Annotated in this window: 20 protein-coding genes; 4 read left to right on the top strand and 16 right to left on the bottom strand. The window is 72.9% G+C overall.

The genetic code is table 11. From position 1 onward, the window contains the following. Positions 1 to 421 precede the first annotated feature (421 nt). Entirely contained in the window at positions 422 to 703 is a 282-nt protein-coding gene (locus ACIQCH_RS19535; protein ID WP_402582407.1) for a hypothetical protein, read from the bottom strand. Between the two features lie 215 nt (positions 704 to 918). Between ACIQCH_RS19535 and ACIQCH_RS19540 the strand changes: the two genes are divergently transcribed. Both ACIQCH_RS19540 and ACIQCH_RS19545 read left to right on the top strand, forming a co-directional pair. Next, positions 919 to 1,725 (top strand): hypothetical protein, encoded by an 807-nt coding sequence (locus tag ACIQCH_RS19540; protein ID WP_402582408.1) that lies wholly within the window; start codon positions 919 to 921, stop codon positions 1,723 to 1,725. Positions 1,726 to 1,992: 267 nt separating this feature from the next. Then, positions 1,993 to 2,151, top strand: coding sequence for a hypothetical protein (locus ACIQCH_RS19545; RefSeq protein WP_402582409.1), 159 nt, complete (start codon positions 1,993 to 1,995; stop codon positions 2,149 to 2,151). Positions 2,152 to 2,345: 194 nt separating this feature from the next. On the opposite strand, the gene ACIQCH_RS19550 is transcribed toward ACIQCH_RS19545, so the two are convergent. After that, positions 2,346 to 2,681, bottom strand: coding sequence for a metal-sensitive transcriptional regulator (locus ACIQCH_RS19550; protein ID WP_030204254.1), 336 nt, complete (start codon positions 2,679 to 2,681; stop codon positions 2,346 to 2,348). Positions 2,682 to 2,879: 198 nt separating this feature from the next. Between ACIQCH_RS19550 and ACIQCH_RS19555 the strand changes: the two genes are divergently transcribed. Together ACIQCH_RS19555 and ACIQCH_RS19560 are read left to right on the top strand one after the other, a co-directional pair. After that, positions 2,880 to 3,500, top strand: a complete 621-nt coding sequence (locus tag ACIQCH_RS19555; protein WP_026252685.1) for a DUF47 domain-containing protein — start codon at positions 2,880 to 2,882, stop codon at positions 3,498 to 3,500. Positions 3,501 to 3,505: 5 nt separating this feature from the next. Continuing rightward, entirely contained in the window at positions 3,506 to 4,504 is a 999-nt protein-coding gene (locus ACIQCH_RS19560) for an anion permease (protein ID WP_402582411.1), read from the top strand. An 84-nt stretch (positions 4,505 to 4,588) separates the two neighbouring features. Here ACIQCH_RS19560 and ACIQCH_RS19565 read toward each other — a convergent pair whose 3' ends face one another. The 14 genes from ACIQCH_RS19565 to mshD form a co-directional block, all read right to left on the bottom strand. Beyond that, on the bottom strand, positions 4,589 to 5,950 hold the full coding sequence (locus ACIQCH_RS19565; protein ID WP_402582413.1) for an FG-GAP-like repeat-containing protein: 1,362 nt from the start codon (positions 5,948 to 5,950) through the stop codon (positions 4,589 to 4,591). A gap of 112 nt (positions 5,951 to 6,062) precedes the next feature. Next, a complete protein-coding gene (locus ACIQCH_RS19570) occupies positions 6,063 to 7,538 on the bottom strand; it encodes an FG-GAP repeat domain-containing protein (RefSeq protein ID WP_402582415.1) in 1,476 nt (491 codons plus the stop codon). 38 nt (positions 7,539 to 7,576) lie between these two features. After that, positions 7,577 to 9,013 carry an integrin alpha pat-2 gene (locus ACIQCH_RS19575; protein ID WP_402582416.1) on the bottom strand — a complete coding sequence of 479 codons (1,437 nt, stop codon included), beginning with the start codon at positions 9,011 to 9,013 and terminating at the stop codon, positions 7,577 to 7,579. Between the two features lie 36 nt (positions 9,014 to 9,049). Next, positions 9,050 to 10,495, bottom strand: coding sequence for an FG-GAP and VCBS repeat-containing protein (locus tag ACIQCH_RS19580; protein WP_402582418.1), 1,446 nt, complete (start codon positions 10,493 to 10,495; stop codon positions 9,050 to 9,052). Between the two features lie 35 nt (positions 10,496 to 10,530). Beyond that, positions 10,531 to 12,006, bottom strand: a complete 1,476-nt coding sequence (locus ACIQCH_RS19585; RefSeq protein ID WP_402582420.1) for an FG-GAP-like repeat-containing protein — start codon at positions 12,004 to 12,006, stop codon at positions 10,531 to 10,533. A 35-nt stretch (positions 12,007 to 12,041) separates the two neighbouring features. Then, positions 12,042 to 13,526 (bottom strand): FG-GAP and VCBS repeat-containing protein, encoded by a 1,485-nt coding sequence (locus tag ACIQCH_RS19590; RefSeq protein ID WP_402582421.1) that lies wholly within the window; start codon positions 13,524 to 13,526, stop codon positions 12,042 to 12,044. Positions 13,527 to 13,759: 233 nt separating this feature from the next. Next, positions 13,760 to 14,536: a phosphate ABC transporter ATP-binding protein PstB gene (gene pstB, locus ACIQCH_RS19595; protein ID WP_402582423.1), complete on the bottom strand. Its 777-nt coding sequence runs from the start codon at positions 14,534 to 14,536 to the stop codon at positions 13,760 to 13,762. Positions 14,537 to 14,563: 27 nt separating this feature from the next. After that, positions 14,564 to 15,646 (bottom strand): phosphate ABC transporter permease PstA, encoded by a 1,083-nt coding sequence (pstA, locus tag ACIQCH_RS19600; RefSeq protein ID WP_402582425.1) that lies wholly within the window; start codon positions 15,644 to 15,646, stop codon positions 14,564 to 14,566. After that, positions 15,646 to 16,632: a phosphate ABC transporter permease subunit PstC gene (gene pstC / locus ACIQCH_RS19605; RefSeq protein ID WP_402582427.1), complete on the bottom strand. Its 987-nt coding sequence runs from the start codon at positions 16,630 to 16,632 to the stop codon at positions 15,646 to 15,648. The genes pstA and pstC overlap by 1 nt, the downstream gene beginning before the upstream one ends. A 111-nt stretch (positions 16,633 to 16,743) precedes the next feature. Beyond that, entirely contained in the window at positions 16,744 to 17,880 is a 1,137-nt protein-coding gene (gene pstS, locus ACIQCH_RS19610) for a phosphate ABC transporter substrate-binding protein PstS (protein WP_402582429.1), read from the bottom strand. Positions 17,881 to 18,304: 424 nt separating this feature from the next. Further along, positions 18,305 to 18,700, bottom strand: coding sequence for an NUDIX hydrolase (locus ACIQCH_RS19615; protein ID WP_402582624.1), 396 nt, complete (start codon positions 18,698 to 18,700; stop codon positions 18,305 to 18,307). 118 nt (positions 18,701 to 18,818) lie between these two features. Further along, positions 18,819 to 19,811, bottom strand: a complete 993-nt coding sequence (locus ACIQCH_RS19620; RefSeq protein ID WP_402582431.1) for a CHAD domain-containing protein — start codon at positions 19,809 to 19,811, stop codon at positions 18,819 to 18,821. Next, on the bottom strand, positions 19,792 to 22,161 hold the full coding sequence (locus ACIQCH_RS19625; RefSeq protein WP_402582433.1) for an RNA degradosome polyphosphate kinase: 2,370 nt from the start codon (positions 22,159 to 22,161) through the stop codon (positions 19,792 to 19,794). Before ACIQCH_RS19625 ends, ACIQCH_RS19620 begins: the two co-directional genes overlap by 20 nt. A gap of 384 nt (positions 22,162 to 22,545) precedes the next feature. Continuing rightward, positions 22,546 to 23,472: a mycothiol synthase gene (gene mshD / locus ACIQCH_RS19630; protein WP_402582435.1), complete on the bottom strand. Its 927-nt coding sequence runs from the start codon at positions 23,470 to 23,472 to the stop codon at positions 22,546 to 22,548. Between the last annotated feature and the right edge of the window lie 65 nt (positions 23,473 to 23,537).

Raw genomic sequence — 23,537 nt, forward strand, 5'->3', positions numbered from 1 at the left:
GGGGCGTCAAGGGCGCCCTTCGGGCGTCGCCTGCGGCGATTGCGCTGCGCTTCACCCTTGACGCCCCGACCCGGCCCGGAAGGGCAAGACCTCGGCGGACAGGCCCCGGAAAGACGCCCGGGGCGGGTGTGAAGACTTCGGTCTGCTGAGTCCCTCGACCCGGGTCAGCGCCTCGGATCGCTACGCCCCTCCGGTTCGGGTGGCGGGTGCGGGTGGGTGGGGGCTGGGCATATGCCGCGCACGATCGCTGCGCCCCTCCGGTGCGGTGGCGGGTGCGGGTGGGTGGGGCTCGGACATAGGCCGCCCACGGTCGCTGCGCCCCTCCGGTTCGGGTGGCGGGTGCGGGTGGGTGGGGGCTGGGCATCGGGGGCCCACGGTCGCTGCGCTCCGGCCGGTTCCGGTGGTGGGTGCGGGCGGTGGGTCAGTTCGGGTGGGTCTCGTGGGCGGCGGCGTCCTTGCGGGCGAGGTCGCGGGAGCGGCGGGCCGGGCCGCGCCAGCCGCAGGTGCACCGGGCGGTGCAGAACGCGCCGCGCTCGCTGGTTTCCGTGGCGTGTGCCTGATCGGACGCGCCGTCGTTTCGGCGCTGCTGCGGGACTTCAACCGGTTCGGTGGGTTCGTCGGGCCGGTCCGACTCGGGGGTGGCGGGACGCGGAACGGCGGTGACGGGCGGGTGCGGTTGGCGCGGGGTGGTGTGCGGGTCCACGCCTTCACGGTACCCGGACCGGGGTGGTGGCGTGGGGGCCGGGACCGGGATCCGGCCGGGTCGGCCACGGGGTCCTCGGCGGGGGCGCGGGCGGGTCCGCCGGGTGGGGCTGGTTTTCGGTCGGGACGCCGTGACGGGCGACCCCGGGGCGTCGTTATCCGGAGCGGGTGGGGGCCTCGGGCAAGCAGCGGTAAGGCGTTGGGGGTTGGCAGGCGATGGTGGTGCATCAGCACAGGCGCACGGGTGGGGCGTTGGTCGCCGCCGCGGTGGTGCTCGGCGCGGCGTCCGGGTGTGGCGGTGCCGCGCAGGACCGGGCCCCCGACGGCAGCGCGGCGGTGCGGGCGGCGGCCGACGTGCTCGCCCGCAGCGGGAGCGCTCGGGCGCGTACGGCGATGGAGATGGCCACCGGCGGCACCAGGGTGACCATCCGCGGCGAGGGCGGGGTCGACTTCCGGAACCGCATGGGCCAGCTGGTGGTGATGCTGCCGGACGACGCGGCGGGCAAGGCCGAGCACCGGCCGATCACGGAGTTGCTGACCCCCGGGGCGTTGTACATGAAGAACCGGGGTGCGGGCGTGCCCGAGGACAAGTGGGTGCGCGTCGACACCACCTCGCTCTCCGACGGCAACCTCGTCACCGGCGGCGCCACGGACCCGGTCGCGGCCGCCGAGTTGCTGCGCGGGGCGCGGGACGTGTCGTACGTCGGGGAGACCGAGCTCGCGGGTACGAAGGTCCGGCACTACCGCGGTACGACCGACATCGCGCGGGCCGCGCGAGCGGCCTCGCCGCATGCGCGGGGAGCGCTGGAGGCTGCGGCGAAAGGGTTCAGCAAGGACCTGGTGCCGTTCGACGCCTACCTCGACGAGGCGGGGCGGCTCCGGAAGGTCCGGCACCGCTTCAGCTACGAGAACAATGGCGTGATCGATGTCTCGTCGACCACGTTGCTCTACGGCTTCGGAACGCCGGTCACGGTGCAATTGCCGGCGAGCCGGGACATTTTTGCGGGGAAGATCGCCGAATAGCGGAGAGGGGCGCGCGGAGTGGCCGTCCCGGGGTATCCGGAAATGGTCCATCCGTGTCATGCGCGGGGTGTGCCCGCGTCCCTACGCTGGGAGTCCGAGAAGTGCGTACGGGCCCGTCCCCGGGGCGGGCGCGGTGGTCCCTGGCCGGGCCGGGTGCGTCGGGGGTTCTTCGGGAACCGCCCGGGTGTCGGGGTGGTGCGGGGACGTGGGACGTAGGACGTAGGACGTCAGGGGCGCCCCTGGGCGGCGGACGGCGAGGAGAGGGTGATGCGTGTGACACCGGCGGCCGGTGCGACTGTCCAGGACCACGTGGCCCTCGCCGAGATCGAGCTGTGCGGGGAGTTGATCATCGCTGCCTCCGCGGTCGAGGAGGAGCGGTTGAGTCTGGACCGGATCGACGAGGTGCTTCTGGTCCGGGGGGCCTGAGGTCGGTCGGTCGTGGCCTCGCCGCGGGGGTGCGCTTCGCTCCTCGCGGTGCTGCCCTGGCCCCTTTGCGTTCGAACGCCGCGCGGGCTGGGGCGTGGCGCCCCGCTGCGGACCCCCCGCCTCAGGCGCCGGCGGGGGTGGGGCGGCTGGAAATCGTCCCTGGGGGTGTGGGGGTGGGGTCCGGGGTGGGCGGGTCAGGTGCGGAGGAGGCGGGCGATGGCCTTGGTGGCTTCTTCGACCTTGGCGTCGATCTCGGTGCCGCCCTTCACGGCCGCGTCGGCGACGCAGTGGCGGAGGTGCTCCTCCAGGAGCTGGAGCGCGAAGGACTGCAGCGCCTTCGTGCTGGCCGAGACCTGCGTGAGTATGTCGATGCAGTACACGTCCTCGTCGACGAGCCGCTGGAGGCCCCTGATCTGGCCCTCGATGCGGCGCAGCCGCTTGAGGTGCTCGGCCTTCTGGTGGTGGTAGCCGTGCACACCGTGCGCGTGATCGGCCGCCTCGGTGGTGCCGGCCGCCTCGGTGGTCGTCATCGTGTCTCCCGTGGTCGGGTGGAGGGGATGCCCGAGTGGATACCCCTCGTGGGTATAGGGTACGCGCCTGTCCCAAGGGGCAGGGGGCCATGCTCCCCACTCTGCCTGATGGAGGACACTGGGGAACTGCCGGTTAGCCGTGGCTGGAGGATGCGCCTAGCATCAGCCTGACCGAATCCGATACCCCGAGGACCTCACGTGCGATTTCGTCTGACCCCCAGGGAGACGAGCTTCTACGACATGTTCGCCGCATCCGCGGACAACATCGTCACGGGCTCGAAGCTCCTGATGGAACTGCTCGGGGCGGACGCGTCCGCACGGGCCGAGATCGCGGAACGGATGCGGGCGGCGGAGCACGCGGGCGACGACGCGACGCACGCGATCTTCCACCAGCTGAACTCCTCCTTCATCACGCCGTTCGACCGTGAGGACATCTACTCCCTGGCCTCGTCCCTCGACGACATCATGGACTTCATGGAGGAGGCCGTCGACCTGGTCGTCCTCTACAACGTCGAGGAGCTCCCCAAGGGCGTCGAGCAGCAGATCGAGGTCCTGGCGCGGGCGGCCGAGCTGACCGCCGAGGCCATGCCCCACCTGCGCACGATGGACAACCTGACCGAGTACTGGATCGAGGTCAACCGCCTCGAGAACCAGGCCGACCAGATCCACCGCAAGCTGCTCGCCCACCTCTTCAACGGCAAGTACGACGCCATCGAGGTGCTGAAGCTCAAGCAGATCGTCGACGTCCTCGAAGAGGCCGCCGACGCGTTCGAGCACGTCGCGAACACGGTGGAGACCATCGCCGTCAAGGAGTCCTGAACCTAGTGGACACCTTCGCGCTGGTCGTGACCATCGGTGTGGCGCTCGGATTCACCTACACCAACGGCTTCCACGACTCCGCCAACGCCATCGCGACCTCCGTCTCGACGCGGGCGCTGACCCCGCGCGCGGCCCTCGCCATGGCGGCGGTCATGAACCTGGCGGGCGCCTTCCTCGGCAGCGGCGTCGCCAAGACCGTCAGTGAGGGGCTCATCGAGACCCCCACCGGCAGCCAGGGTATGTGGGTCCTGTTCGCCGCGCTCGTCGGCGCGATCGTCTGGAACCTGATCACCTGGTACTTCGGCCTCCCCTCGTCCTCCTCCCACGCCCTCTTCGGCGGCATGGTCGGAGCGGCGCTCGCCGGCGGCATCGGCGTCATCTGGGACGGCGTCCTGGACAAGGTCGTCATCCCGATGTTCCTGTCGCCGGTCGTCGGCCTGCTGGCCGGCTACCTGGTGATGGTCGCGATCATGTGGATGTTCCGCCGGACCAACCCGCACAAGGCCAAGCGCGGCTTCCGCATCGCGCAGACGGTCTCGGCGGCCGCCATGGCCCTCGGCCACGGCCTCCAGGACGCCCAGAAGACGATGGGCGTCGTCGTGATGGCCCTGGTCATCGCCGACGTGCAGAGCGCCGGCGACCCGATCCCGGTCTGGGTCAAGATCGTCTGTGCCGTGATGCTCTCGCTCGGTACGTACGCGGGCGGCTGGCGCATCATGCGCACCCTGGGCCGCAAGATCATCGAGCTGGACCCGCCGCAGGGCTTCGCGGCCGAGACCACGGGTGCCTCGATCATGTTCACCACCGCCTTCGTCTTCAAGGCGCCGATCTCCACGACCCACGTGATCACCTCCGCGATCATGGGCGTGGGCGCGACCAAGCGCGTGAACGCCGTCCGCTGGGGCGTGGCCAAGAACATCATCCTGGGCTGGTTCATCACCATGCCGGCCGCGGCCCTGGTCGCCGCGCTGTGCTACTGGCTGGTGGACCTCGCCTTCGTGTGAGCCGCGCCGCCCCCCGCTCCGTACGACGCCGCCCCCGCCGGACCTGATCCGGCGGGGGCGGCGTCGTGCGTACGGGTTCCCGGGTCAGCCGGCGAAGCGGTAGCCGAAGTTCGACGGGCCGGACGGGCCGCCGAAGGCCGTGAGGGAGAAGCTGGTGGCGCCGGTGCCGGTGATGCCGGTGGGGCCGGTGTTCAGCTTCCAGGCACGGCCGGCGTAGCCGTCCTCGCCGTTGCCGCCGACGTAGAGCTCGGGCGTGCCGTTCCTGTCGGTGTCGAGGATCCGCACGGCGGAGCCGAAGTGGTCGTCCTTCTCCGACGCGCTCGGGACGCCCGAGGTGTTCTGGGTGAAGGACTTGCGGCCGAGGGTGGTCACGCCGGTCGCGGTGCCGCGGAAGACGTGCACCGCGCCGGCCTTGGCGACCGCAGTCGTGTCGCTGCCGGAGTCCTTGTACGGGGCGCCGACAACGATCTCCGCGTAGCCGTCGCCGTTGGTGTCGGCGATGGCCAGGGCGCCGCCCGAGAGACCGGACCGGGGCGCCTGGAGGCCGCCGGTCGCGCCGTCGAGCGTGATGAGGCGGGCGGGGCGGGTGGCGTTCAGGCCGGTCGGGCCGCCGTAGTTGACGCTCAGGGACGGCGCGCCCGCGGTGAAGAGGGTGACGGCGAGGTCCTGGTAGCCGTCGCCGTTGACGTCGCCGAACGCGGAGGTGCCGACCCAGCCTCCGACCTGCTTGAGGGTGCCGGCGGCCTTGACCAGGCCGGTCTTGGTCCCCTTGAGGACGGCGCTCTTGGGCTCGTGGGCCCAGTAGCCGTTGACGGTCACGTCGGCCAGGCCGTCGCCCGTGACGTCCCCGAGGAAGAGGCCCGTCGGCCCCGCGATCTTGTCGAGCTCCTCGATGTTCCGGAAGTCGTTGACGGCGGCCTTGCCGGTGCTCCGGTTGATCGGCCCGTAGAGCACGGTGAAGCCGTAGCCGCCCGCGCCGCCGAGCAGCTTGGGGTCGGCTTCCGTGTAGGTGCCCTTGGGCAGGGTGGTGCCGGTGCCGGTGATGCCCTCGGCGCTGCCCCACAGGATCGTGTTCTTCTCGACCCAATTGACGAGCAGGTCGTCGTAGCCGTCGCCGTCGAAGTCGCCGGTGGCGCTGACCTCGCGCCACTTGCCCTCGGCGACCGGGTCGCCGGGGACGCCCGCGGTGGCCTGGGTGATGACGGACCCGTAGCGCAGGCCCTTCGGGGAGCCGTACGCGACGGTGAGGGCGCCGGCGCGGGCGAGGCCGTTCACGGTGGCGGTGTGGGCGCCGATGGCGAGGTCGGGGTAGCCGTCGCCGTTGAAGTCGGCGGTACGCGGCTTCGCGGGGGCGGGGGCCGCCGCGGCGGTGGCCGTGGCGGCGCCGGTGACGGCGAGGGCGGTGGCCGCGCAGGCGGCGGCCGCGAGCAGGGAGTGCTTGCGCATGGGGCTCCTCTTGGTCGGGGGGTGCCTCGGTCCGGGGTGGCGGCCGGCCAGCGAGGCGGGGGCGGCCGGTCCGTCAGGTGACCTGGTGGGCCGGCCGCGGGGTGGGGGCGGGTCAGCCCGCCAGGTGATGGCCGAAGTACGCCTTGCCCGTCGGGCCGCCCAGCTCGGCGAGGTTGAAGCTGGTGGCGCCGGTGCCGGTGACGCCGGAGGCGCCGGTCTTCAGCTTCCAGACCCGGCCGCGCAGGCCGTCCTCGCCGTACCCGGCGACGTAGAGCTCCGGCTTGCCGTCCTTGTCGGTGTCGACGAGGCGGACCGCCCAGCCGAAGTAGTCCTTGCGCTCGGAGGTGCTGGGGACGCCCGGGGAGTCCTGGGTGAGGAGCCGGGCACCGGTGGTCGCGACGCCGCTCGGGCCGCCGCGCAGGACGGTGACCGCACCGGCGTTGGGCCGCGCGGCGTCCGAGCCGCTCTCGAAGGGGGAGCCGACGACGATGTCGTCGTACCCGTCGCCGTCGGTGTCGCCGACGGCCACGGAGGTGCCGAAGCGGTCGCCCGTCTCCGCGGTGTCGGGGACGCCCGGGCTGTTCTGGGTCAGGACGAGGGCGGGCAGCTTGGTGCTGACGCCGTCCGGGCCGCCGAACGTGACGTGGACCCGGCCGCCCTCGGCGGAGTCGGACCCGCCGCTGTCACCGCTGACGAAGTCCAGGTACCCGTCCTTGTTGAGGTCGCCGAAGGCGGTGGCGGCGTCGCCGTAGCCGTACTTGACCTTGCCGGCCCGGACCAGCCCGTTCGGGGTGCCCTTGAACAGGGCGCCCTCGTAGGCGTTGCCGTCCCGGATGTCGGAGACGACGTCGGTGATGCCGTCCCCGGTCATGTCGGCGGTGTAAAGGATGTTGCCGTGCTCGTTCATGGCGTCGACCCGCAGGAACCGCACCGCCGCCGGCTCGTTCGTGGCCGCGCTGAGGGGCCCTTCGAAGACCACGATGCCGGCGTGGCCGTCCTTGGTGCCGCGGGAGAGGACGTCGGCGATGCCGTCGCCGGTCATGTCGGCGATCGCCTCGGGACGGAAGAAGTACGGGTTCTGGGTCGAGAGCGAAAGGTTGGAGACGAGGCTGGTGTAGCGGCCGGTGAGGCCGTCCTTGCTGCCGCGCAGCACCAGCGTGCCCTCGTGGTTCTGGGTCATGCCGTTGTTGATCGTGGGTGCGCTGCGGACCAGGAGGTCGTCGTAGCCGTCGCCGTCCACGTCGCCGGGGCCGATGATCTTGCCGAACCCGTCGGAGGCGGCCGGTATGCCGGGGATCCCGGGGGTGTCGCGGGTGATCAGGGCGGCCTTGCCGAGGCCGGTGGGCGAGCCGTACCGGACGACGAGCACGCCGGCGCCGGCGAAGCCCGCCACGGTGGTGCCGTGGGCGCTGATGGCCAGGTCGGCGTAGCCGTCGCCGTTGAAGTCCGCGGAGGGGCGGGCCGTGGCGGCGGTGGTGGTGGCAACCGGGTGGGCCGCGGTCGTGCCGGCGGTGGCCGGGACGGCGCCGGTGACGGCGAGGGCGGTGGCCGCGCAGGCGGCGGCCGCGAGCAGGGTGCGCTGGCGCATGGGCTGGGTTCTCCGGGTACGGGACGGGGGTGCGGGCGTCAGCCGGCGAAGCGGTAGCCGAAGTTGGCCGGGCCGGCCGGGCTGCCGAGCGCGGTGAGGGAGAAGCTGGTCGCGCCGGCGCCGGTGATGCCGGTGCCGGGCGCGGTGGCGAGCTTCCAGACGCGGCCGGTGTGCGCGTCCTCGCCGTTGCCGCCGACGTACAGCTCGGGCGTGCCGTTCTTGTCGGTGTCCAGGACCCGTATGGCGGAGCCGAAGTGGTCCTCCTTCTCCGAGGTGCTCGGCACGCCGGCCGTGCCCTGGGTGAGGGACCTGCGGCCGAGGGTGGTCACGCCGGTCGCGCTGCCGCGGAAGACGTGCACCGCGCCCGCCTGCGCGATGGCGGTGGCACCGCTGCCGGAGTCCTTGTACGGGGCGCCGACGACGATCTCGGCGAAGCCGTCGCCGTCGGTGTCGGCGACGGCCAGGGCGCCGCCCGAGAATCCGGCCTGGGGGACCTGGAGGCCGCCGGTCGCGCCGTCGAGTGCGATGAGGCGCGCGGGGCGGGTGGCGTTCAGGCCGGTCGGGCCGCCGTAGTTCACGCTCAGGGACGGCTTGGCCCCGACGAAGAGGGTGACGACGAGGTCCTGGTAGCCGTCGCCGTTGACGTCGCCGAACGCGGAGGTGCCGACGTTCCCCCAGGCCGCGACCTGCTTGATGGCGCCCGCGGCCTTGACCAGACCGGTCCTGCTCCCCTTGAGGACGGCGCTCTTGGGCTCGTGGTTCACCCAGTAGCCGTTGACGGTCACGTCGGCCAGGCCGTCGCCCGTGACGTCCCCGACGAAGAGGCCCGTCGGACCCGCGATCCTGTCGAGCTTCTCGATGTTGCGGAAGTCGTTGTCCGCGGCCTTGCCGGTGCTCCGGCTGATCGGCCCGTACAGCACGGTGAAGCCGTAGCCGCCCGTGCCGCCGGTCGCCCGGAAGGCGAGGTCCGTCCGGTGGTCGCCGTTGAGGTCGCCGGCTCCGACGGCGCCGCCGAGCAGCTTGGGGTCGCCGTTCGTGTACGTGCCCTTGGGCAGGGTGGTGGCGGTGCCGGTGATGCCCTTGGCGCTGCCCCAGAGGATCGTGTTCTGCTCCATCCAGTTCAGGAGGAGGTCGTCGTAGCCGTCGCCGTCGAAGTCGCCGGTGGCGCTGACCTCGCGCCACTTGCCGTCGGTGGCCGGGTCGCCGGGGACGCCCTCGGTGGCCTGGTCGACGACCTCGTACCGCAGGCCCTTCGGGGAGCCGTACGCGAGGGTGACGGCGCCGGCGCGCTTGAGGCCGTTCACGGTGGCGGTGTGGGCGCCGATGGCGAGGTCGGGGTAGCCGTCGCCGTTGAAGTCGGCGGTACGCGGCTTCGCGGGGACGGGGGCCGCTCCGGCGGTGGTCGTGGCGGCGCCGGTGACGGCGAGGGCGGTGGCCGCGCAGGCGGCGGCCGCGAGCAGGGTGCGCTGGCGCATGGGTGGGGTCTCCGGATGCTGGTGGGTGTGCGGGCGTCAGCCGCTGAAGCGGTAGCCGAAGTTGGCCGGGCCGGCGGGGCCGCCGAGGTCGGTGAGGGTGAAGCTGGTGGCGCCGGTGCCGGTCAGGCCGGTGCGGGTGGCGGGCAGGCGCCAGACGCGGCCGCGGTAGCGGTCCTCGCCGTTGCCGCCGACGTACAGCTCCGGGCTGCCGTTGCGGTCGCTGTCGATGAGGGCGAGCGCGGAGCCGAAGTGGTCGTCCACCTCGGAACTGCCGGGGATGCCCGCGGAGTTCTGGGTGAAGATCTTCGCCCTGGTGGCGGTGGGGCCGGACGCGCTGCCGCGCAGTACCGCGACGCCGCCCGCGCGCCAGGTGGGGGTGCCGTGGGCACCGCCGAGATAGGGGGCTCCGACGACGAGGTCGGGGTAGCCGTCACGGTCGGTGTCCCCGATGGCGAGGGCGTCGCCGTAGTGCTCCTCGTTCCAGCGGCTCCCGGAGGTCACCTGCGGAAGGACGCGGGGCTTCTTGGTGGTGCTCAGGCCGTCCGGTCCGCCGGGGTAGAACCACAGCTGGTCCCAGCTGAGGACCAGGTCCTGGTAGCCGTCCTTGTCGAGGTCGCCGAAGGCGAAGCTGCTGGCGCCGTGGTGGTCGGTCTGGATCTTCGCGCCGCGGACGAGGCCCTTGGCGGAGCCCTTGAGGACGAGGTGGCCGCCCCAGCCGTTCATCGAGATGTCGGCGCGGCCGTCGCCGGTGGTGTCGCCGACGAACACCGCGCCTGGGTCGACGCCGTCGAGCGTGTCGGTCTTGCGGTGCCAGACCCGGGTGGCCTTGCCCGTGGTGCGGTCGAGCGGGCCGAGCCGGACGCTGATGCCGTCGCCGGCGGGGCCGCCGTCCCGGCCGACCGTGACCAGGTCGTCGGTCCCGTCGCCGTCGACGTCCCCGACCCCGGCGTTCCAGCCGCCCTGGACGGAGGGGTCGGCGGGGGTTCCGGAGCCCGTGATGAGGGTGCCCGGGCCGACCAGACCCTTCGGGCCGCCCCAGACGACCTCGGTGAAGTCCTTGTAGTTCCAGTGCAGCACCAGGTCGTCGTAGCCGTCGCCGTCGAGGTCGCCGAAGGCGGTGTTCTCGCGCCACCGGCCGTTCTCGACGGGGTCGCCGGGGACGCCCTCGGAGGCCTCGCTGACGACGGTCGCGGTGTCGTACCGCAGGCCCTTCGGGGAGCCGTACGCGACGGCGATGGCGCCGGCGCGCTTGATCCCGCCGACGGTGGCGGTGTGGGCGCTGACGGCGAGGTCGGGGTAGCCGTCGCCGTTGTAGTCGGCGGTACGGGGCGTGGCCGCGACCGGGGCGGTGGCGGCGTGAGCGGTGACCTGGGCCGGAGCGGCTCCGGCGGTGGCCGTGGCGGCGCCGGTGACGGCGAGGGCGGTGGCCGCGCAGGCGGCGGCCGCGAGCAGGGTGCGCTGGTGCAGGGGGCGCTGGTGCATGGGGCGCTCCTTCGCGGGTGGCGTGGGTGCGGGGATCAGCCGGAGAAGTGGGCGCCGAAGGAGGCGCCGCCCGTCGGCCCGCCGAGGGCGGCCAGGTTGAAGCCGGTGGCACCGGTGCCGGTGACGCCGGTGCCGGGTGCGGTGGCGAGCTTCCAGACGCGACCCGTGAAGCCGTCCTCGCCCTCGCCGCCGACGTACAGCTCGGGTGCGCCGTTCCCGTCCGTGTCCAGGACGCGCAGGCTGCGGCCGAAGTGGTCCGTGACCTCGGAGGTGCTGGGGATGCCGGCGGAGTTCTGGGTGAACACCTTCGCGCCGGTGGTGGTGAGGCCGGTCGCGCTGCCGCGGAGCACCGTGACCGCGCCGGAGGCCCGGGTGGCCACGGCGTCCGTGCCGCTCTCGCCGGGGGCGCCGACGACGACGTCGGCGTACCCGTCCTGGTCGACGTCGGCGACGGCGAGGGACTCGCCGAAGTAGTCGTAGGCCTCGCTGACGCCCGGCACGCCGGGGCTGTCCTGGGTGTACGTCTGCGGGGAGAGGGTGGTGCTGACGCCGTCGGGGCCGCCGAACGTGACGGTGAACCGCTCGAGGGAGAAGCTCTTCCCGCCGTCGGTCACGGCGCCGAGGCTGACGAAGTCGGGGTAGCCGTCCTTGTTGACGTCGCCGAAGTTGTCGTTCCCGTAATCCCGTTCGTTGACGAGGCCGGTGGTGGAGCCGCCCTTGACCAGGCCGTCGGGCGTGCCCCGCAGGACCACCGTCTTGTAGAGCCCGGCCTGGGTGTTGCTGGTGGCGATGACGTCGGCGATGCCGTCGCCGGTCATGTCGCCCACCCGGAAGCCCATGATCCAGTAGTCCAGCAGGCCGGTCGACTGGGTGGCCTTGGCCGGCTCGCCGGTACGGGCGAACGGGCCGAGGTCGATCCGGATGCCCGACGAGGCCGTGGAGAGGACGTCCGGGTGGCCGTCGCCGTTCACGTCGCCGACGCCCATGGCGCCGATGTACCGCCCCCCGACGCCGTTCCCGTCCGGGACCGTCGCCGATGCCCCGGTGAGGCCCTTGGGGCTGCCCCAGAGGAGCAGGATCGTTCCTCCGGTGCCCCCGGGCCACGCCACGATCAGGTCGTCGTAGCCGTCGCCGTCGAAGTCGCCGAAGCCCTTGATGCGCTGCCACCGTCCGTTCGCGACGGGGGTGCCGGGCACGCCCGGGGTGGCCTGGCTGATGAACGAGGCCTTGGAGTACTGGAAGCCGGTGGGCGAGCCGTAGAGCACGGAGATCGCGCCGGCCTTCTTCAGCCCACCCACGGTCGCGGTGGGGGCGCCGACGGCCAGGTCGGGGTAGCCGTCGCCGTTGAAGTCGGCCGTGGCGTCGGCGGCCGGGGCGGGTGCGGCGGCCGGTGCGGCCGCGGCTACGGCGGGGGCGGCCACCGGTACGGCGGTGGCGGCCGGTGCGAGGGCGGCGGTGCCGAGGACGGTGGCCGCGACGGTGGCGGTCGCGAGCAGGGCGTGCGTGCGCATGAGTGGGTGGTCTCCTGGTCCGGGGTGCCGGAGGGTCAGCCGGCCAGCTGGTGGCCGAAGTGGATGTGGGCGGTCGGGCCGCCGAGGGCGCCGGCCCACAGGCTGGTCGAGCCGGTGCCGGTCAGGCCGCCGGCGCCGGAGCGCAGCACCCAGACGCGGCCGGACCAGGTGTCCTCGCCGCGGCCGCCGACCAGGATCTCGGCGGTGCCGTCGCCGTCGGTGTCGGCCGCCAGCACGGCGCCGCCGAACTGGTCGTCCTGCTCGGAGGCGCTGGGCACGCCGGCGGTGTTCTGGCTGAGGGTGCGGGCGCCGGTGGTGGTGACGCCCTCGGGGCCGCCGCGCAGGACGGTGACCGCGCCGGCGGAGCCCGTGCTCGTGCCCGGTACCCGCTCGCCGGGGGCGCCGACGACGATGTCCGCGTAGCCGTCCCGGTCGGTGTCGGTCACCGCGAGGGACTGGCCGAACCGGTCGTACGGGGCGTCCGTGCCCGGGACGCCGGGGCCGGCCTGGGTGTACTCGGCCGCCTTGAGGGTGGTGCTGACGCCCTGCGGGCCGCCGTACGTGACGAAGATCCGGCCGCCGGAGCGCGGGGCGCTGCCGCTGAGCATGCCGCCGTCGCCGCCGACGAAGTCGGGGTAGCCGTCCTTGTTGAGGTCGCCGAAGGCGCCGCCCGGGCCCGCGAAGGCGGTACCGACCGGGAACAGGCCGGACGCGGTGTGGCGGAGCACGAGGCCGGCCGGCGCGGCCGGGTCCTTGGTGGTGGCGACGACCTCGGCGGTCCCGTCGCCGGTCAGGTCGCCGGCGTGGACGACGGTGGGGTGCAGGGTGCCCGTGCCGGTGAACGAGGACGCGGCGGGCTTGCCGGTGGCGCGGTCGACCGGGCCGGCCAGCAGGCGGACGCCGTAGGTGCGGACGCCGTTCTTGGTGGTGGAGCCGGTGGCGACGATGTCGGCGGTCCCGTCGCCGGTGACGTCGGCGACGTCGACGCCGGTGCTGGGGTTGCCCATGGTGGGCAGGGTGGTGGGCGCGGCGACCGGGGTGGAGGTGCCGGTGAGGCCGTCGGCGGAGCCCCACAGGACCAGATAGCCCTCGGGCGTGCGGACGACCAGGTCGGTGTACGCGTCGGCGTCGAGCCTGCCGGTGCCGGCGAGGTCGCCCCAGTGGGCGCCCGTCTTCCTGTCGCCGGGGATGCCGGGGGTGGCCTGGTCGAGGAAGACGGCGTTGTCCTTGCGCAGGCCCGCGGCGGAGCCGTAGACCACGGCGATGCCGCCGGCGTCCGGCGTCCAGTAGGGCTCGGTGCCGCCCGTGCGGCGCGGGCCCGGCAGGTCGGGGGCGGCGACGGCCACGTCCCCGTACCCGTCGCCGTTGAAGTCGGCGGTGGGCTTCTTCGGCTGGGCCGCGGTCGCGGTCGCCGCGGCGGCTGCGTGCGGGGCGGCGCCGGCAGCGGCGGCGGCCGGGATCGTGGCTCCCAGCGCGGCCGCCGCGCAGACGGCGGCGAGGACGTAGGTGTTCTTGGGCACGACAACCCCCCGTGGATCTTGACCCTGACGCTGGGTTCGACCGGTCGGGCGGGTCGATGGTTGTAGTGGCGTGGGTCACATCGCGGGGGTGGGTCCCGGGCGGGTCCGGAACGTGGGTGGGCCCGCCCCCTTCCCAGGGGGCGGGCCCGTTTCCGTCTCGCGGTGGCACCGCCATGCAGCACCGCAGGACGCGTGTGGGGATCTCCCGGAGGCGGTCCGGGACGTGATCCGGTTTATCCGAAGCGGCCCGAGATGTAGTCCTCGGTGGCCTGGACGGAGGGGTTGGAGAAGATCCGGTCGGTCTCGTCGATCTCGATGAGCTTGCCGGGCTGGCCGACGGCCGCGAGGTTGAAGAACGCGGTGCGGTCGGAGACGCGGGCGGCCTGCTGCATGTTGTGGGTGACGATGACGATGGTGAACCGCTCCTTCAGCTCGCCGATCAGGTCCTCGATGGCGAGGGTGGAGATCGGGTCGAGGGCGGAGCAGGGCTCGTCCATCAGCAGGACCTGCGGCTCGACCGCGATGGCGCGGGCGATGCACAGGCGCTGCTGCTGGCCGCCGGAGAGGCCGGAACCGGGCTTGTTCAGGCGGTCCTTGACCTCGTTCCAGAGGTTGGCGCCCTTGAGGGAGCGCTCGACGACGTCCGCGAGCTCGCTCTTCTTGAACTTGCCGTTCAGGCGCAGGCCCGCCGCCACGTTGTCGAAGATCGACATGGTGGGGAAGGGGTTCGGGCGCTGGAAGACCATGCCGACCGTGCGGCGGACCGCGACCGGGTCGACGCCCGCGCCGTAGAGGTTCTCGTCGTCCAGCAGCACCTTGCCCTCGACGCGGCCGCCGGGGGTGACCTCGTGCATGCGGTTCAGGGTGCGCAGGAAGGTGGACTTGCCGCAGCCCGAGGGGCCGATGAAGGCCGTCACGGAGCGGGGCTCGACGGTCATCGAGATGTCGTCGATGGCCTTGTGGGTTCCGTAGAAGGCGGACAGACCGGAGACGTCGATGCGCTTGGCCATGGGAATCAGAGCTTCTTTCGTGGCCGGTCAGCGGCCGGTCTTCGGGGCCTTCCAGCGGGCGATGCCGCGGGCCACCAGGTTGAGGATCATGACGAAGGCGATCAGGACGAGCGCGGCGGCCCAGGCCCGGTCGAAGGAGTCGGCGCTGCCCACCTTGTACTGCTCCCAGATGTAGAGCGGGAGGGAGGACTGGGCGCCTTCGAACGGGTTGCCGTTGATCAGCTGGGATCCGAAGACCAGCAGCATGATCGGCGCGGTCTCGCCGGTGATGCGGGCGACGGCGAGCATCACGCCGGTGGCGATACCGCCGATGGCGGTCGGGAGGACGACCTTGAGGATCGTCTTCCACTTCGGCACGCCGAGGGCGTAGGACGCCTCGCGCAGCTCGTTCGGGACGAGCTTGAGCATCTCCTCGGTGGAGCGGACCACCACGGGCATCATCAGGATCGACAGGGCCAGGGAGCCGGCGAAGCCGGACGGCCCCTGCTTCAGCATCAGCGTCCAGGTCGTCAGGATGAAGAGGCCCGCGACGATGGACGGGATGCCGGTCATGACATCGACGAAGAAGGTGACGGCCTTGGCGAGCGACCCCCGGCCGTACTCGACCAGGTAGACGGCGGTCAGGAGGCCGATCGGGGCGGCGATCACGGTCGCCAGGAGCACCTGCTCGATGGTGCCGAGCAGGGCGTGGTAGACGCCGCCGCCCGGCTCGAAGCCGGCGACGCCGGCCATCGAGTGGCTGAGGAAGTAGGCGTCGAGGACCTTGAGGCCGCGGGAGACGGTGACCCAGATCAGGGACAGCAGCGGCACGACCGCGAGGACGAACGACACCCAGATGACCGAGGTGGCGACGCGGTCCTTGGCCTGGCGGCGGTTCTCGACGACGGCGCTGGCGGTGTACGTGATGAGGATGAACAGCGCGCCGGCGATCAGGCCCCACTGCATCTTGCTGTCCAGGCCGGCGGCGGCGCCGATGCCGCAGCCGAGGGCGACCGAGACGGCGGCGACGGCGAGGGGGGCCCAGCGGGGCAGGCCGCCCCGGGTGAGGCTGGTGGGGGCGGCGGACCTGTGGGTCCCGGCGGGCCGCTGGTCCTGCAGTGCGTGGCTCATCAGGCGTTCGCCCCCGAGTACTCCTTGCGGCGCGCGATGATCATGCGAGCGGCGCCGTTGACCAGCAGGGTGAGGAGGAAGAGGACGAGACCGGAGGCGATCAGCGCGTCGCGGCCGTACTCGTTGGCCTCGTCGAACTTCGCGGCGATGTTCTGCGCGAACGTGCCGCCACCGGGGTCGAGGAGGTGCCCGTTGATGAGGAAGCTCGGGGAGAGCACGGTGGCGACGGCCATCGTCTCGCCGAGGGCGCGGCCGAGGCCGAGCATCGAGGCGGAGATGACGCCGGACCGGCCGAAGGGCAGGACGGACATCCGGATGACCTCCCAGCGGGTCGCGCCGAGGGCCAGGGCGGCCTCCTCGTTCATGCGCGGGACCTGCTTGAAGACCTCGCGGCTGACGCTGGTCACGATCGGCAGGATCATGATCGCGAGCAGGATGCCGACGGTGAACAGGGAGCGGTCGACGCCCGCCTGGGTCTTGTCGAAGACGTACGTCCAGCCGAGGTACTCGTCCAGCCAGGAGGTCAGGCCGCCCAGGTACGGGACGAGGAAGAGGGCGCCCCAGATGCCGTAGACGATGGACGGCACGGCCGCCAGCAGGTCCACGACGTAGGCGAGGGGCGCGGCCAGCTTGCGCGGCGCGTAGTGCGAGATGAAGAGCGCGATGCCCACGGCGACCGGCACCGCGATGACCATCGCGATGACCGAGCTGACGACGGTGCCGAAGAGCAGGACCGCGATGCCGAAGACCGGCGGGTCGCCCGTGGCGTTCCAGTCGAAGGTCGTGAAGAAGTTGCCGTGGTTGTCGGCCAGGGCGAGCGACGCGCGGTAGGTGAGGAAGAGGGCGATCGACGCCATGATCACCAGGAGCAGGATGCCCGAGCCTCGCGAGAGGCCCAGGAATATCTTGTCGCCGGCGCGGCCGGTCGAGATGCTCCGGGAGACCGGCGGAGCCTGGTCCGTCGGGGTGTAAGTCGTGTTAGCCATGATCTTTCCGGTCTGGACGGGGGCTCGGGGAGCCCCCTGGCGGCGGTGCACCGGAGGGTCCGGAGTCCGGCCCGCTCAGGACGGTGAGCGGACCGGCTCCGGGTCGTGCGATCAGCCCAGGGAGGAGATGACCTCGCGGACCTTCGCGTTGATCTCGGCCGGGATCGGGGCGTAGCCCTTCTCGGCGAGCATCTTCTGGCCGGCGTCGCTGGCCGTGTAGGTCAGGAAGGACTTCACGGTCGGGAGCGTCTCGGCCTTGTTGCCCTTGTCGCAGGCGATCTCGTACGTGACCAGGACGATCGGGTACGCGCCCTCGGCCTTGGTGGTGTAGTCGAGCTTGAGCGCCAGGTCCTTGCCGGTGCCGGCGATCTTGGCGGCGGCGATGGCCTTCGAGGCGTTCTCGGAGGTGGCGTCGGCCGGGGCGGAGGCGCCGGTGTTGATGGCGACCGTCTTGATGCCCTGCTGCGAGGCGTAGGACAGCTCGAAGTAGCCGATCGCGCCGTCGACCTGCTTGACCTGGGCGGCGACACCCGCGGAGCCGGAGGCGGCCTGGCCACCCGGGGCCGGCCACTTCTTCTCGGGCTCGTACGGCCAGTCGGCCTTCGCGGTGGCGGCCAGGTACTTGCCGAGGTTCTGGGTGGTGCCCGAGTCCTCGGAGCGGTGGAAGGCCTGGATGGCGGTGGAGGGGAGCTTGGCCGAGGGGTTCAGCTTCTTGATGGCCTCGTCGTCCCACTTGGTGATCTTGCCGTTGAAGATCTTGGCCAGGGTGGGGGCGTCGAGGACCAGGTTGTCCACGCCGGAGACGTTGAAGCCGATGGCGATCGGGCCGCCGACCATCGGCAGGTTCACGCCCTGGCCGCCGGTGCAGACCTTCTTCGAGTCCTCGACCTCCTTGGGCTTCAGCGGCGAGTCGGAGCCCGCGAAGCCGACGGTGCCCTGGTTGAAGGCGACGATGCCCTCGCCGGAGGAGGAGGCCTTGTAGTTGACCTCGACGCCCTTGCAGGTGGCCATGTAGCCGTTGACCCACAGGTCCATGGCGTTCTTCTGCGCGGAGGAGCCGGAGGCCAGCAGCTGGCCCTTGGCGCCGGCGCACTGCGAGGCGTCGCCCGTCGGAGCGGCGGCCTTCGTCGAGCTGCCGTCCTTCGGCGTGTTGTTGTCCGAGCCGCACGCCGTCAGGACCAGGGCGCCGGACACGACGAGCGCCCCGAGGGCGGAGGCACGAAGCCGGTTCTTGCGCTGAAGCATCACTTTCGGGTGTTCCTTCCAGGAGCCGCCGACCGGTCTCTGATCCGGGGCGGCGTGCGAAGAGGAGTACGTGGTGCCACGACGGGGCCACCGGTTTTCAGCCCGTGTCCCGCACCGTGCACAGCCGAAATTAGGCAGAACAGGTGAAGCGGCCGACGGGGGTGAGTGAACGGACGGTGAACCGTGGCGGACGGCATGGTGCGGCCCGCCGGGGTCGCGCGCGCCGGTTCCCGGCGGCGCGCCCGGCGCGTACGGGCGGGCACACGGTAGTGCCCCAAGGGGCATTTTCCGGCCACGGGCGCCGCCGCGCGCGCCGACCCGGACCGACGCCCTCCGGCCCGGTACGGACCGTCGGCGGGAGCGGCACGGGAGACCGGGCACGGGACCGGCACGGGACCGGTACGGACCGTCCCCGACGGCACCGGGATCAGCCCGGCAGCGTCGCGAGCAGCGCGTCCACCAGCGGCCGGTCGTGGTCGTACGAGAGCACCCGTCGGGTCGGGGTCGGCGGCAGCCACAGCAGCCGGTCGACCTCCACCGACGGCACGAACCCGCCGTGCAGCGCCTCGGCCTCCCAGTAGTGCACCGTCTTGGGCCGGCCGTCCACCAGGTAACGGGAGGTGGGCAGCGGGGTGCCGAGCGCGCACACGTACCCGGTCTCCTCCAGCACCTCGCGCCGGGCGGCGTCCGCCGGCAGCTCCCCGCGCTTGAGCTTGCCCTTGGGGAACGACCAGTCGTCGTAGCGCGGCCGGTGCACCATGCACAGCTCCAGCCCGCCGTCCACCGCCGCCCGCCGCCACAGGACGCACCCGGCCGCGAACACCGGCTTGACGCCGGAGCCCCGCGGGCCGGTCGCGTCACCCGGGCCCCGCGGGCCGGTCGCCCCGCCGGCGGAGCCCCACGGGCCGGTCACGACGCCACCGGAATGCCGGCCGGCCCGGTCACGTCGCCACCGGGGTCTCGGCGCGCTGCCACACGCGCTGGAAGTCGAACCGGGCCGCCTCCACCTCGTGCCGCTGGTCGGCGTGCAGCACGCCCAGCGCGTACGCCGTCGCCGGCGCGATCCGCGGGGTCCGGGCCGCCTGCGCCGAGGCCGCCGCCGCCTCGGCCGCGTCCCGGTGCCGGTCGAGGGCCCCGCCGGCCGTCGTCAGCCGGGCCACGTCCGCGCCCAGGGCCTCCTGCGCGTACCGGTGGACCCGCAGCAGCGTGCGCACCCGGTGCCAGGGCGCGTCCTGGGACTCGTCGTCCACCAGCGCGTCCGCGTTGTACGGGTGCCCGGCCCGGCCCAGCGGCAGCTCGGCCGCCGCCACCGCCAGCCGGTCCGCCACCTGCGCGGACAGCGGGACGAGCACCTGGTCGGTGCGCCCGGCGGCCGCGACGGTGTCCAGCGGGACCTCCGAGGCCAGCACGGCCACCGCATCGGCCACCGCGTGGAACCGCGAGGAGCCGAGCGCGTGCAGCGTCGCCGAGTGCGCCCGGGTCCGGGCCAGCGTCAGCTGCCGCTCCAGCAGCGCCGCCGCCCGGGCCGAGCCCACGGTGAGCGAGCCCCGCGCCGCCCCCCGCGGCGCGGGCACCCCGGGCGAGCCGGACAGCCGGTGCAGCGCGTCCAGCAGCCTGGCCAGCCGGCTCCCGTACCGGTGCTCGTCGGCCAGCGTGGCGGACAGCCACGTCAGCTCGGTGCGCAGGCCGTCGGCCCAGCCGGTCTCCGTGACCGGCCGGTACGTGGCCAGCGAGCCGCTGATGCGGCGGGCGGCGCCCCGGATGGCCCGGGCCGCCTCCACCCCCTCGGCCGCGTCCGCACCGCTCTCCTCGTGCAGTCTCAGTCCGCGCAGGAAGGCTGTCGCCTGTGCGCGCAGATAAGCCCCGAGCACGTCCCCCGCGCTGGAGTCCCCCAGCACGTCAGCCGTGCCGAGGTCATGGTGTCGCTGAGCCACGCCGGCGCCTCCGGGCGTCTATGAGCATCTCCTGTACGTGCGGCAGCGGAGCCCCGTCCGCGTCCGTGCTGTGCCGTGTCCACTCCCCGTCCGGCCCCAGGTGCCACGACGAGCTGCTGTCCGACATGCCGGTCTCCAGCAGTCGGTCCAGGGCCGCCCGGTGCGCCGGGTCCGTGACCCGCACCAGGGCCTCGATGCGGCGGTCCAGGTTGCGGTGCATCATGTCGGCGCTGCCGAGCCAGATCTCCGGCTCGCCACCGTTGCCGAAGGCGAACAGCCGCGAGTGCTCCAGGAACCGGCCGAGGACCGACCGCACCCGGATGTTCTCCGACAGCCCCGGCACGCCCGGGCGCACCGCGCAGATGCCGCGCACCCAGATGTCGACCGGCACGCCCGCCTGGGACGCCCGGTACAGCGCGTCGATGAGCGCCTCGTCGACGATCGAGTTGACCTTGATGCGGACGTACGCCTGCCGGCCCGCGCGGTGGTGCGCGGCCTCCTTGTTGATCCGGGCGATCAGCCCGTCCCGCAGCGACCTGGGGGCCACCAGGAGCCGCCGGTAGGTCTCCCGGCGGGAGTAGCCGGACAGCCGGTTGAAGAGGTCGGAGAGGTCCGCGCCGACCTGCGGGTCGGCGGTGAGCAGGCCGAGGTCCTCGTACAACCGGGCCGTCTTGGGGTGGTAGTTGCCGGTGCCGACGTGGGAGTAGCGGCGCAGCAGCTCGCCCTCCTGGCGGACCACCAGCGACAGCTTGCAGTGGGTCTTCAGCCCGACCAGGCCGTAGACCACGTGGCAGCCGGCCTCCTCCAGCTTGCGCGCCCACTTGATGTTGGCCTGCTCGTCGAAGCGGGCCTTGATCTCGACGAGGACCAGCACCTGCTTGCCGGACTCGGCCGCGTCGATCAGGGCGTCCACGATCGGGGAGTCGCCGGAGGTGCGGTACAGCGTCTGCTTGATCGCGAGGACGTCCGGGTCGGCGGCCGCCTGCTCCAGGAACGCCTGCACGGACGTGGAGAAGCTGTCGTACGGGTGGTGCAGCAGCACGTCCCGCTCGCGCAGGGCGGCGAAGATGTCGGGCGCGGAGGCCGATTCGACCTCGGCCAGGTCGCGGTGGGTGCCCGCGACGAACTTCGGGTACTTCAGCTCCGGCCGGTCCTGGGACGCGACGCCGAACAGGCCGGTCAGGTCCAGCGGCCCGGGCAGCGGGTACACCTCGGCGGAGCTGATCTTGAGCTCCTGCACGAGCAGGTCCAGGACGCCCGGATCGATGGACTCCTCGACCTCCAGGCGGACCGGCGGGCCGAAGCGGCGCCGCATGAGCTCCTTCTCCAGGGCCTGGAGGAGGTTCTCGGCGTCGTCCTCCTCGACCTCCAGGTCCTCGTTGCGCGTCACCCGGAACATGTGGTGCGCGAGCACCTCCATGCCGGGGAAGAGCTCCTCCAGGTGCGCGGCGATGACGTCCTCCAGCGGGACGTAGCGCTGCGGGGAGGCCTCCAGGAAGCGGCTGAGCAGCGGCGGCACCTTGACCCGGGCGAAGTGCCGGTGGCCGCTGACCGGGTTGCGCACGACCACGGCCAGATTCAGCGACAGGCCGGAGATGTACGGGAACGGGTGCGCGGGGTCCACGGCCAGCGGCGTCAGGACCGGGAAGATCTGGTTCTTGAACAGCGTGAAGAGCCGGGCCTGCTCCTTCTCGGTGAGGTCGGGCCACCGGATCAGGTGGATGCCCTCGTCGGCGAGCGCGGGAGCCACGTCGTGCTGGTAGCAGGCCGCGTGCCGGGCCATGAGCTCGCGCGAGCGGGTCCAGATCAACTCCAGCACCTCGCGCGGCTGCAGGCCGGAGGCGGAGCGGGTGGCCACGCCGGTGGCGATGCGGCGCTTGAGGCCGGCGACCCGGACCATGAAGAACTCGTCGAGGTTCGACGCGAAGATGGCCAGGAAGTTCGCCCGTTCGAGCAGCGGGGTGGCGGGGTCCTCGGCCAGTTCCAGGACGCGCTCGTTGAACGCCAGCCAGCTGCGCTCCCGGTCCAGGAAGCGTCCGCTGGGCAGCTCGCCGCCGGCGGTGTCCTCCTCGTACGCGTCGAGGTCGGCGTCCAGGTCCGGCTCCAGGTCGGAGGCCGTGGCCGCGCTGACGCCGTGCGGACGGTGCGCGGCTATGGAGCCCACCGACGGCTGGGGGCGGCGGCCCTTCGGCGCGGCCGTGCCGTGGGCGGGGCCCGGCGCCGGGCTCTGAGCCGGGCCCTGGGCCAGGGACGAGCCCTTCGACGCACCCTTGGAGGCGCCCTTGGACGCGGACGGGGAAGGCGGCTTCACGGGCTGGGCGGGGACGTCGGCGCTGCTCTGGCTGCTCATGCGTCCATTCTTCCGCGCCGGAGCCGTAACAGGCGCGTCGGAAGAGGGCGCGGGGAGGCGCAGCAGGCGGCTCGGAGACGGGTCGGCGGGCTGCCGGAGTCCGTTGCTCTGTGACGGGTCGGCGACGGGCTGCATTCCGCGAGCGTCGCAAGGGTTGCTGAATGGCTGGTTAATGGCGCGTGGCGGGCAGGGGGCCCCGGGGGCAAGGCCGTGACCTCGCCGTCACCTGGACGGCGGAGCGGGGTGGAGTACGGCCGTACGGGGAGCCCCGTGCTTCGGCTGGCCGGGCGGGGTCGGGTGGGATCGCTTCGCGGGGCCGCCCCGCGGTGCGCGGCTCCCCCGCACACCACGGGGCGGCCTGCGGGGGCTGCGGACCTCCGGTGGCTACGACTCCGTGCGGTACATCAGGTCGACCTCGTGGGTGACGAAGCCCATGCCCTCGTACACGGCCAGCGCGGCCGGGTTGTCGGCGTCGACGTAGAGCATGGCGGTGGGCAGGCCCTCGGCCTGGAGGTGGTGGAGGCCGACCGCGGTGAGGGCCTTGCCGAGGCCGCCGCCCTGGGCGGAGGGTCGGACGCCGAGGACGTACACCTCGCCGAGCCGTTCGGCCTCGTGGACCTTCGTCCAGTGGAAGCCGACCAGCTGCCCGGCCCGCTCGGCGAGGAAGAAGCCCTTGGGGTCGAACCAGGGCTGGGCCTTGCGGTCGTCGAGGTCGCGCTGGGCCAGCGCCCCCTGCTCGGGGTGGTGCGCGAACGCCTCGGCGTTGGCCGCCAGCCAGGCCGCGTCGTCGTCGCCCGGGACGAAGGTCCGCACGACGACGTCCGCGGGCAGTACCGCCTCCGGGACGGCGTCGTCGCCGGTCAAGGGGCGGCGCAGCTGGCGCAGTTCGCGGAACAGGCTGAGGCCGAGCACCTGGGCCAGGTGGCGGGCGGCCGACTTGCCCCCGTGCGCCCAGACCCGCAGCCGCTTGCCCGAGGCGGCGAGCAGGGCGGTGCCCAGGGCCCGGCCGTGGCCGCGGCCGCGCATCGCGGGGTGCACGACGAGCTCCGCCGCGGGGGCCTCGACGGGGTCGGTGTCCTCCAGTTGGGCGTACCCGGCCAGCCGTCCGTGCTCGGTGAGGAGGAAGTGCCGGATGCCTTCGCGGCGGCCGCCGGTCAGCTGGAGCCGGCCCTGCTCGGAGACGGCCGAGGTGCCGTCGGTGAGCCGCGCCTCCTCCAGAAGGCCGAGGACCGCCTCCGCCTGCTCGTGCGTCAGTTCGTCGAGTTCCTGGATCCGTCGGCTGGGCTCCAGTGCCGCTGCTGCGTCAGTCATACGTCGAGCCTACGGCGCACGGCCCGGCGCCCACTCGTAACGACCTCCTGGCGTGCTGCCCCGAC

It is taken from the genome of Streptomyces sp. NPDC093225 (assembly GCF_044753805.1).
GTDB lineage: Bacteria > Actinomycetota > Actinomycetes > Streptomycetales > Streptomycetaceae > Streptomyces.

Excerpts from the sequence above, each read along its gene's own strand:
- ACIQCH_RS19585 (WP_402582420.1), bottom strand. The coding sequence starts at position 12,006 with ATGCGCACGCACGCCCTGCTCGCGACCGCCACCGTCGCGGCCACCGTC.
- ACIQCH_RS19625 (WP_402582433.1), bottom strand. The coding sequence starts at position 22,161 with ATGAGCAGCCAGAGCAGCGCCGACGTCCCCGCCCAGCCCGTGAAGCCG.
- ACIQCH_RS19575 (WP_402582416.1), bottom strand. The coding sequence starts at position 9,013 with ATGCGCCAGCGCACCCTGCTCGCGGCCGCCGCCTGCGCGGCCACCGCC.
- ACIQCH_RS19540 (WP_402582408.1), top strand. The coding sequence starts at position 919 with ATGGTGGTGCATCAGCACAGGCGCACGGGTGGGGCGTTGGTCGCCGCC.
- ACIQCH_RS19580 (WP_402582418.1), bottom strand. The coding sequence starts at position 10,495 with ATGCACCAGCGCCCCCTGCACCAGCGCACCCTGCTCGCGGCCGCCGCC.
- ACIQCH_RS19545 (WP_402582409.1), top strand. The coding sequence starts at position 1,993 with ATGCGTGTGACACCGGCGGCCGGTGCGACTGTCCAGGACCACGTGGCC.
- ACIQCH_RS19550 (WP_030204254.1), bottom strand. The coding sequence starts at position 2,681 with ATGACGACCACCGAGGCGGCCGGCACCACCGAGGCGGCCGATCACGCG.
- pstA (WP_402582425.1), bottom strand. The coding sequence starts at position 15,646 with ATGAGCCACGCACTGCAGGACCAGCGGCCCGCCGGGACCCACAGGTCC.
- ACIQCH_RS19570 (WP_402582415.1), bottom strand. The coding sequence starts at position 7,538 with ATGCGCCAGCGCACCCTGCTCGCGGCCGCCGCCTGCGCGGCCACCGCC.
- ACIQCH_RS19565 (WP_402582413.1), bottom strand. The coding sequence starts at position 5,950 with ATGCGCAAGCACTCCCTGCTCGCGGCCGCCGCCTGCGCGGCCACCGCC.
- pstB (WP_402582423.1), bottom strand. The coding sequence starts at position 14,536 with ATGGCCAAGCGCATCGACGTCTCCGGTCTGTCCGCCTTCTACGGAACC.
- mshD (WP_402582435.1), bottom strand. The coding sequence starts at position 23,472 with ATGACTGACGCAGCAGCGGCACTGGAGCCCAGCCGACGGATCCAGGAA.
- pstC (WP_402582427.1), bottom strand. The coding sequence starts at position 16,632 with ATGGCTAACACGACTTACACCCCGACGGACCAGGCTCCGCCGGTCTCC.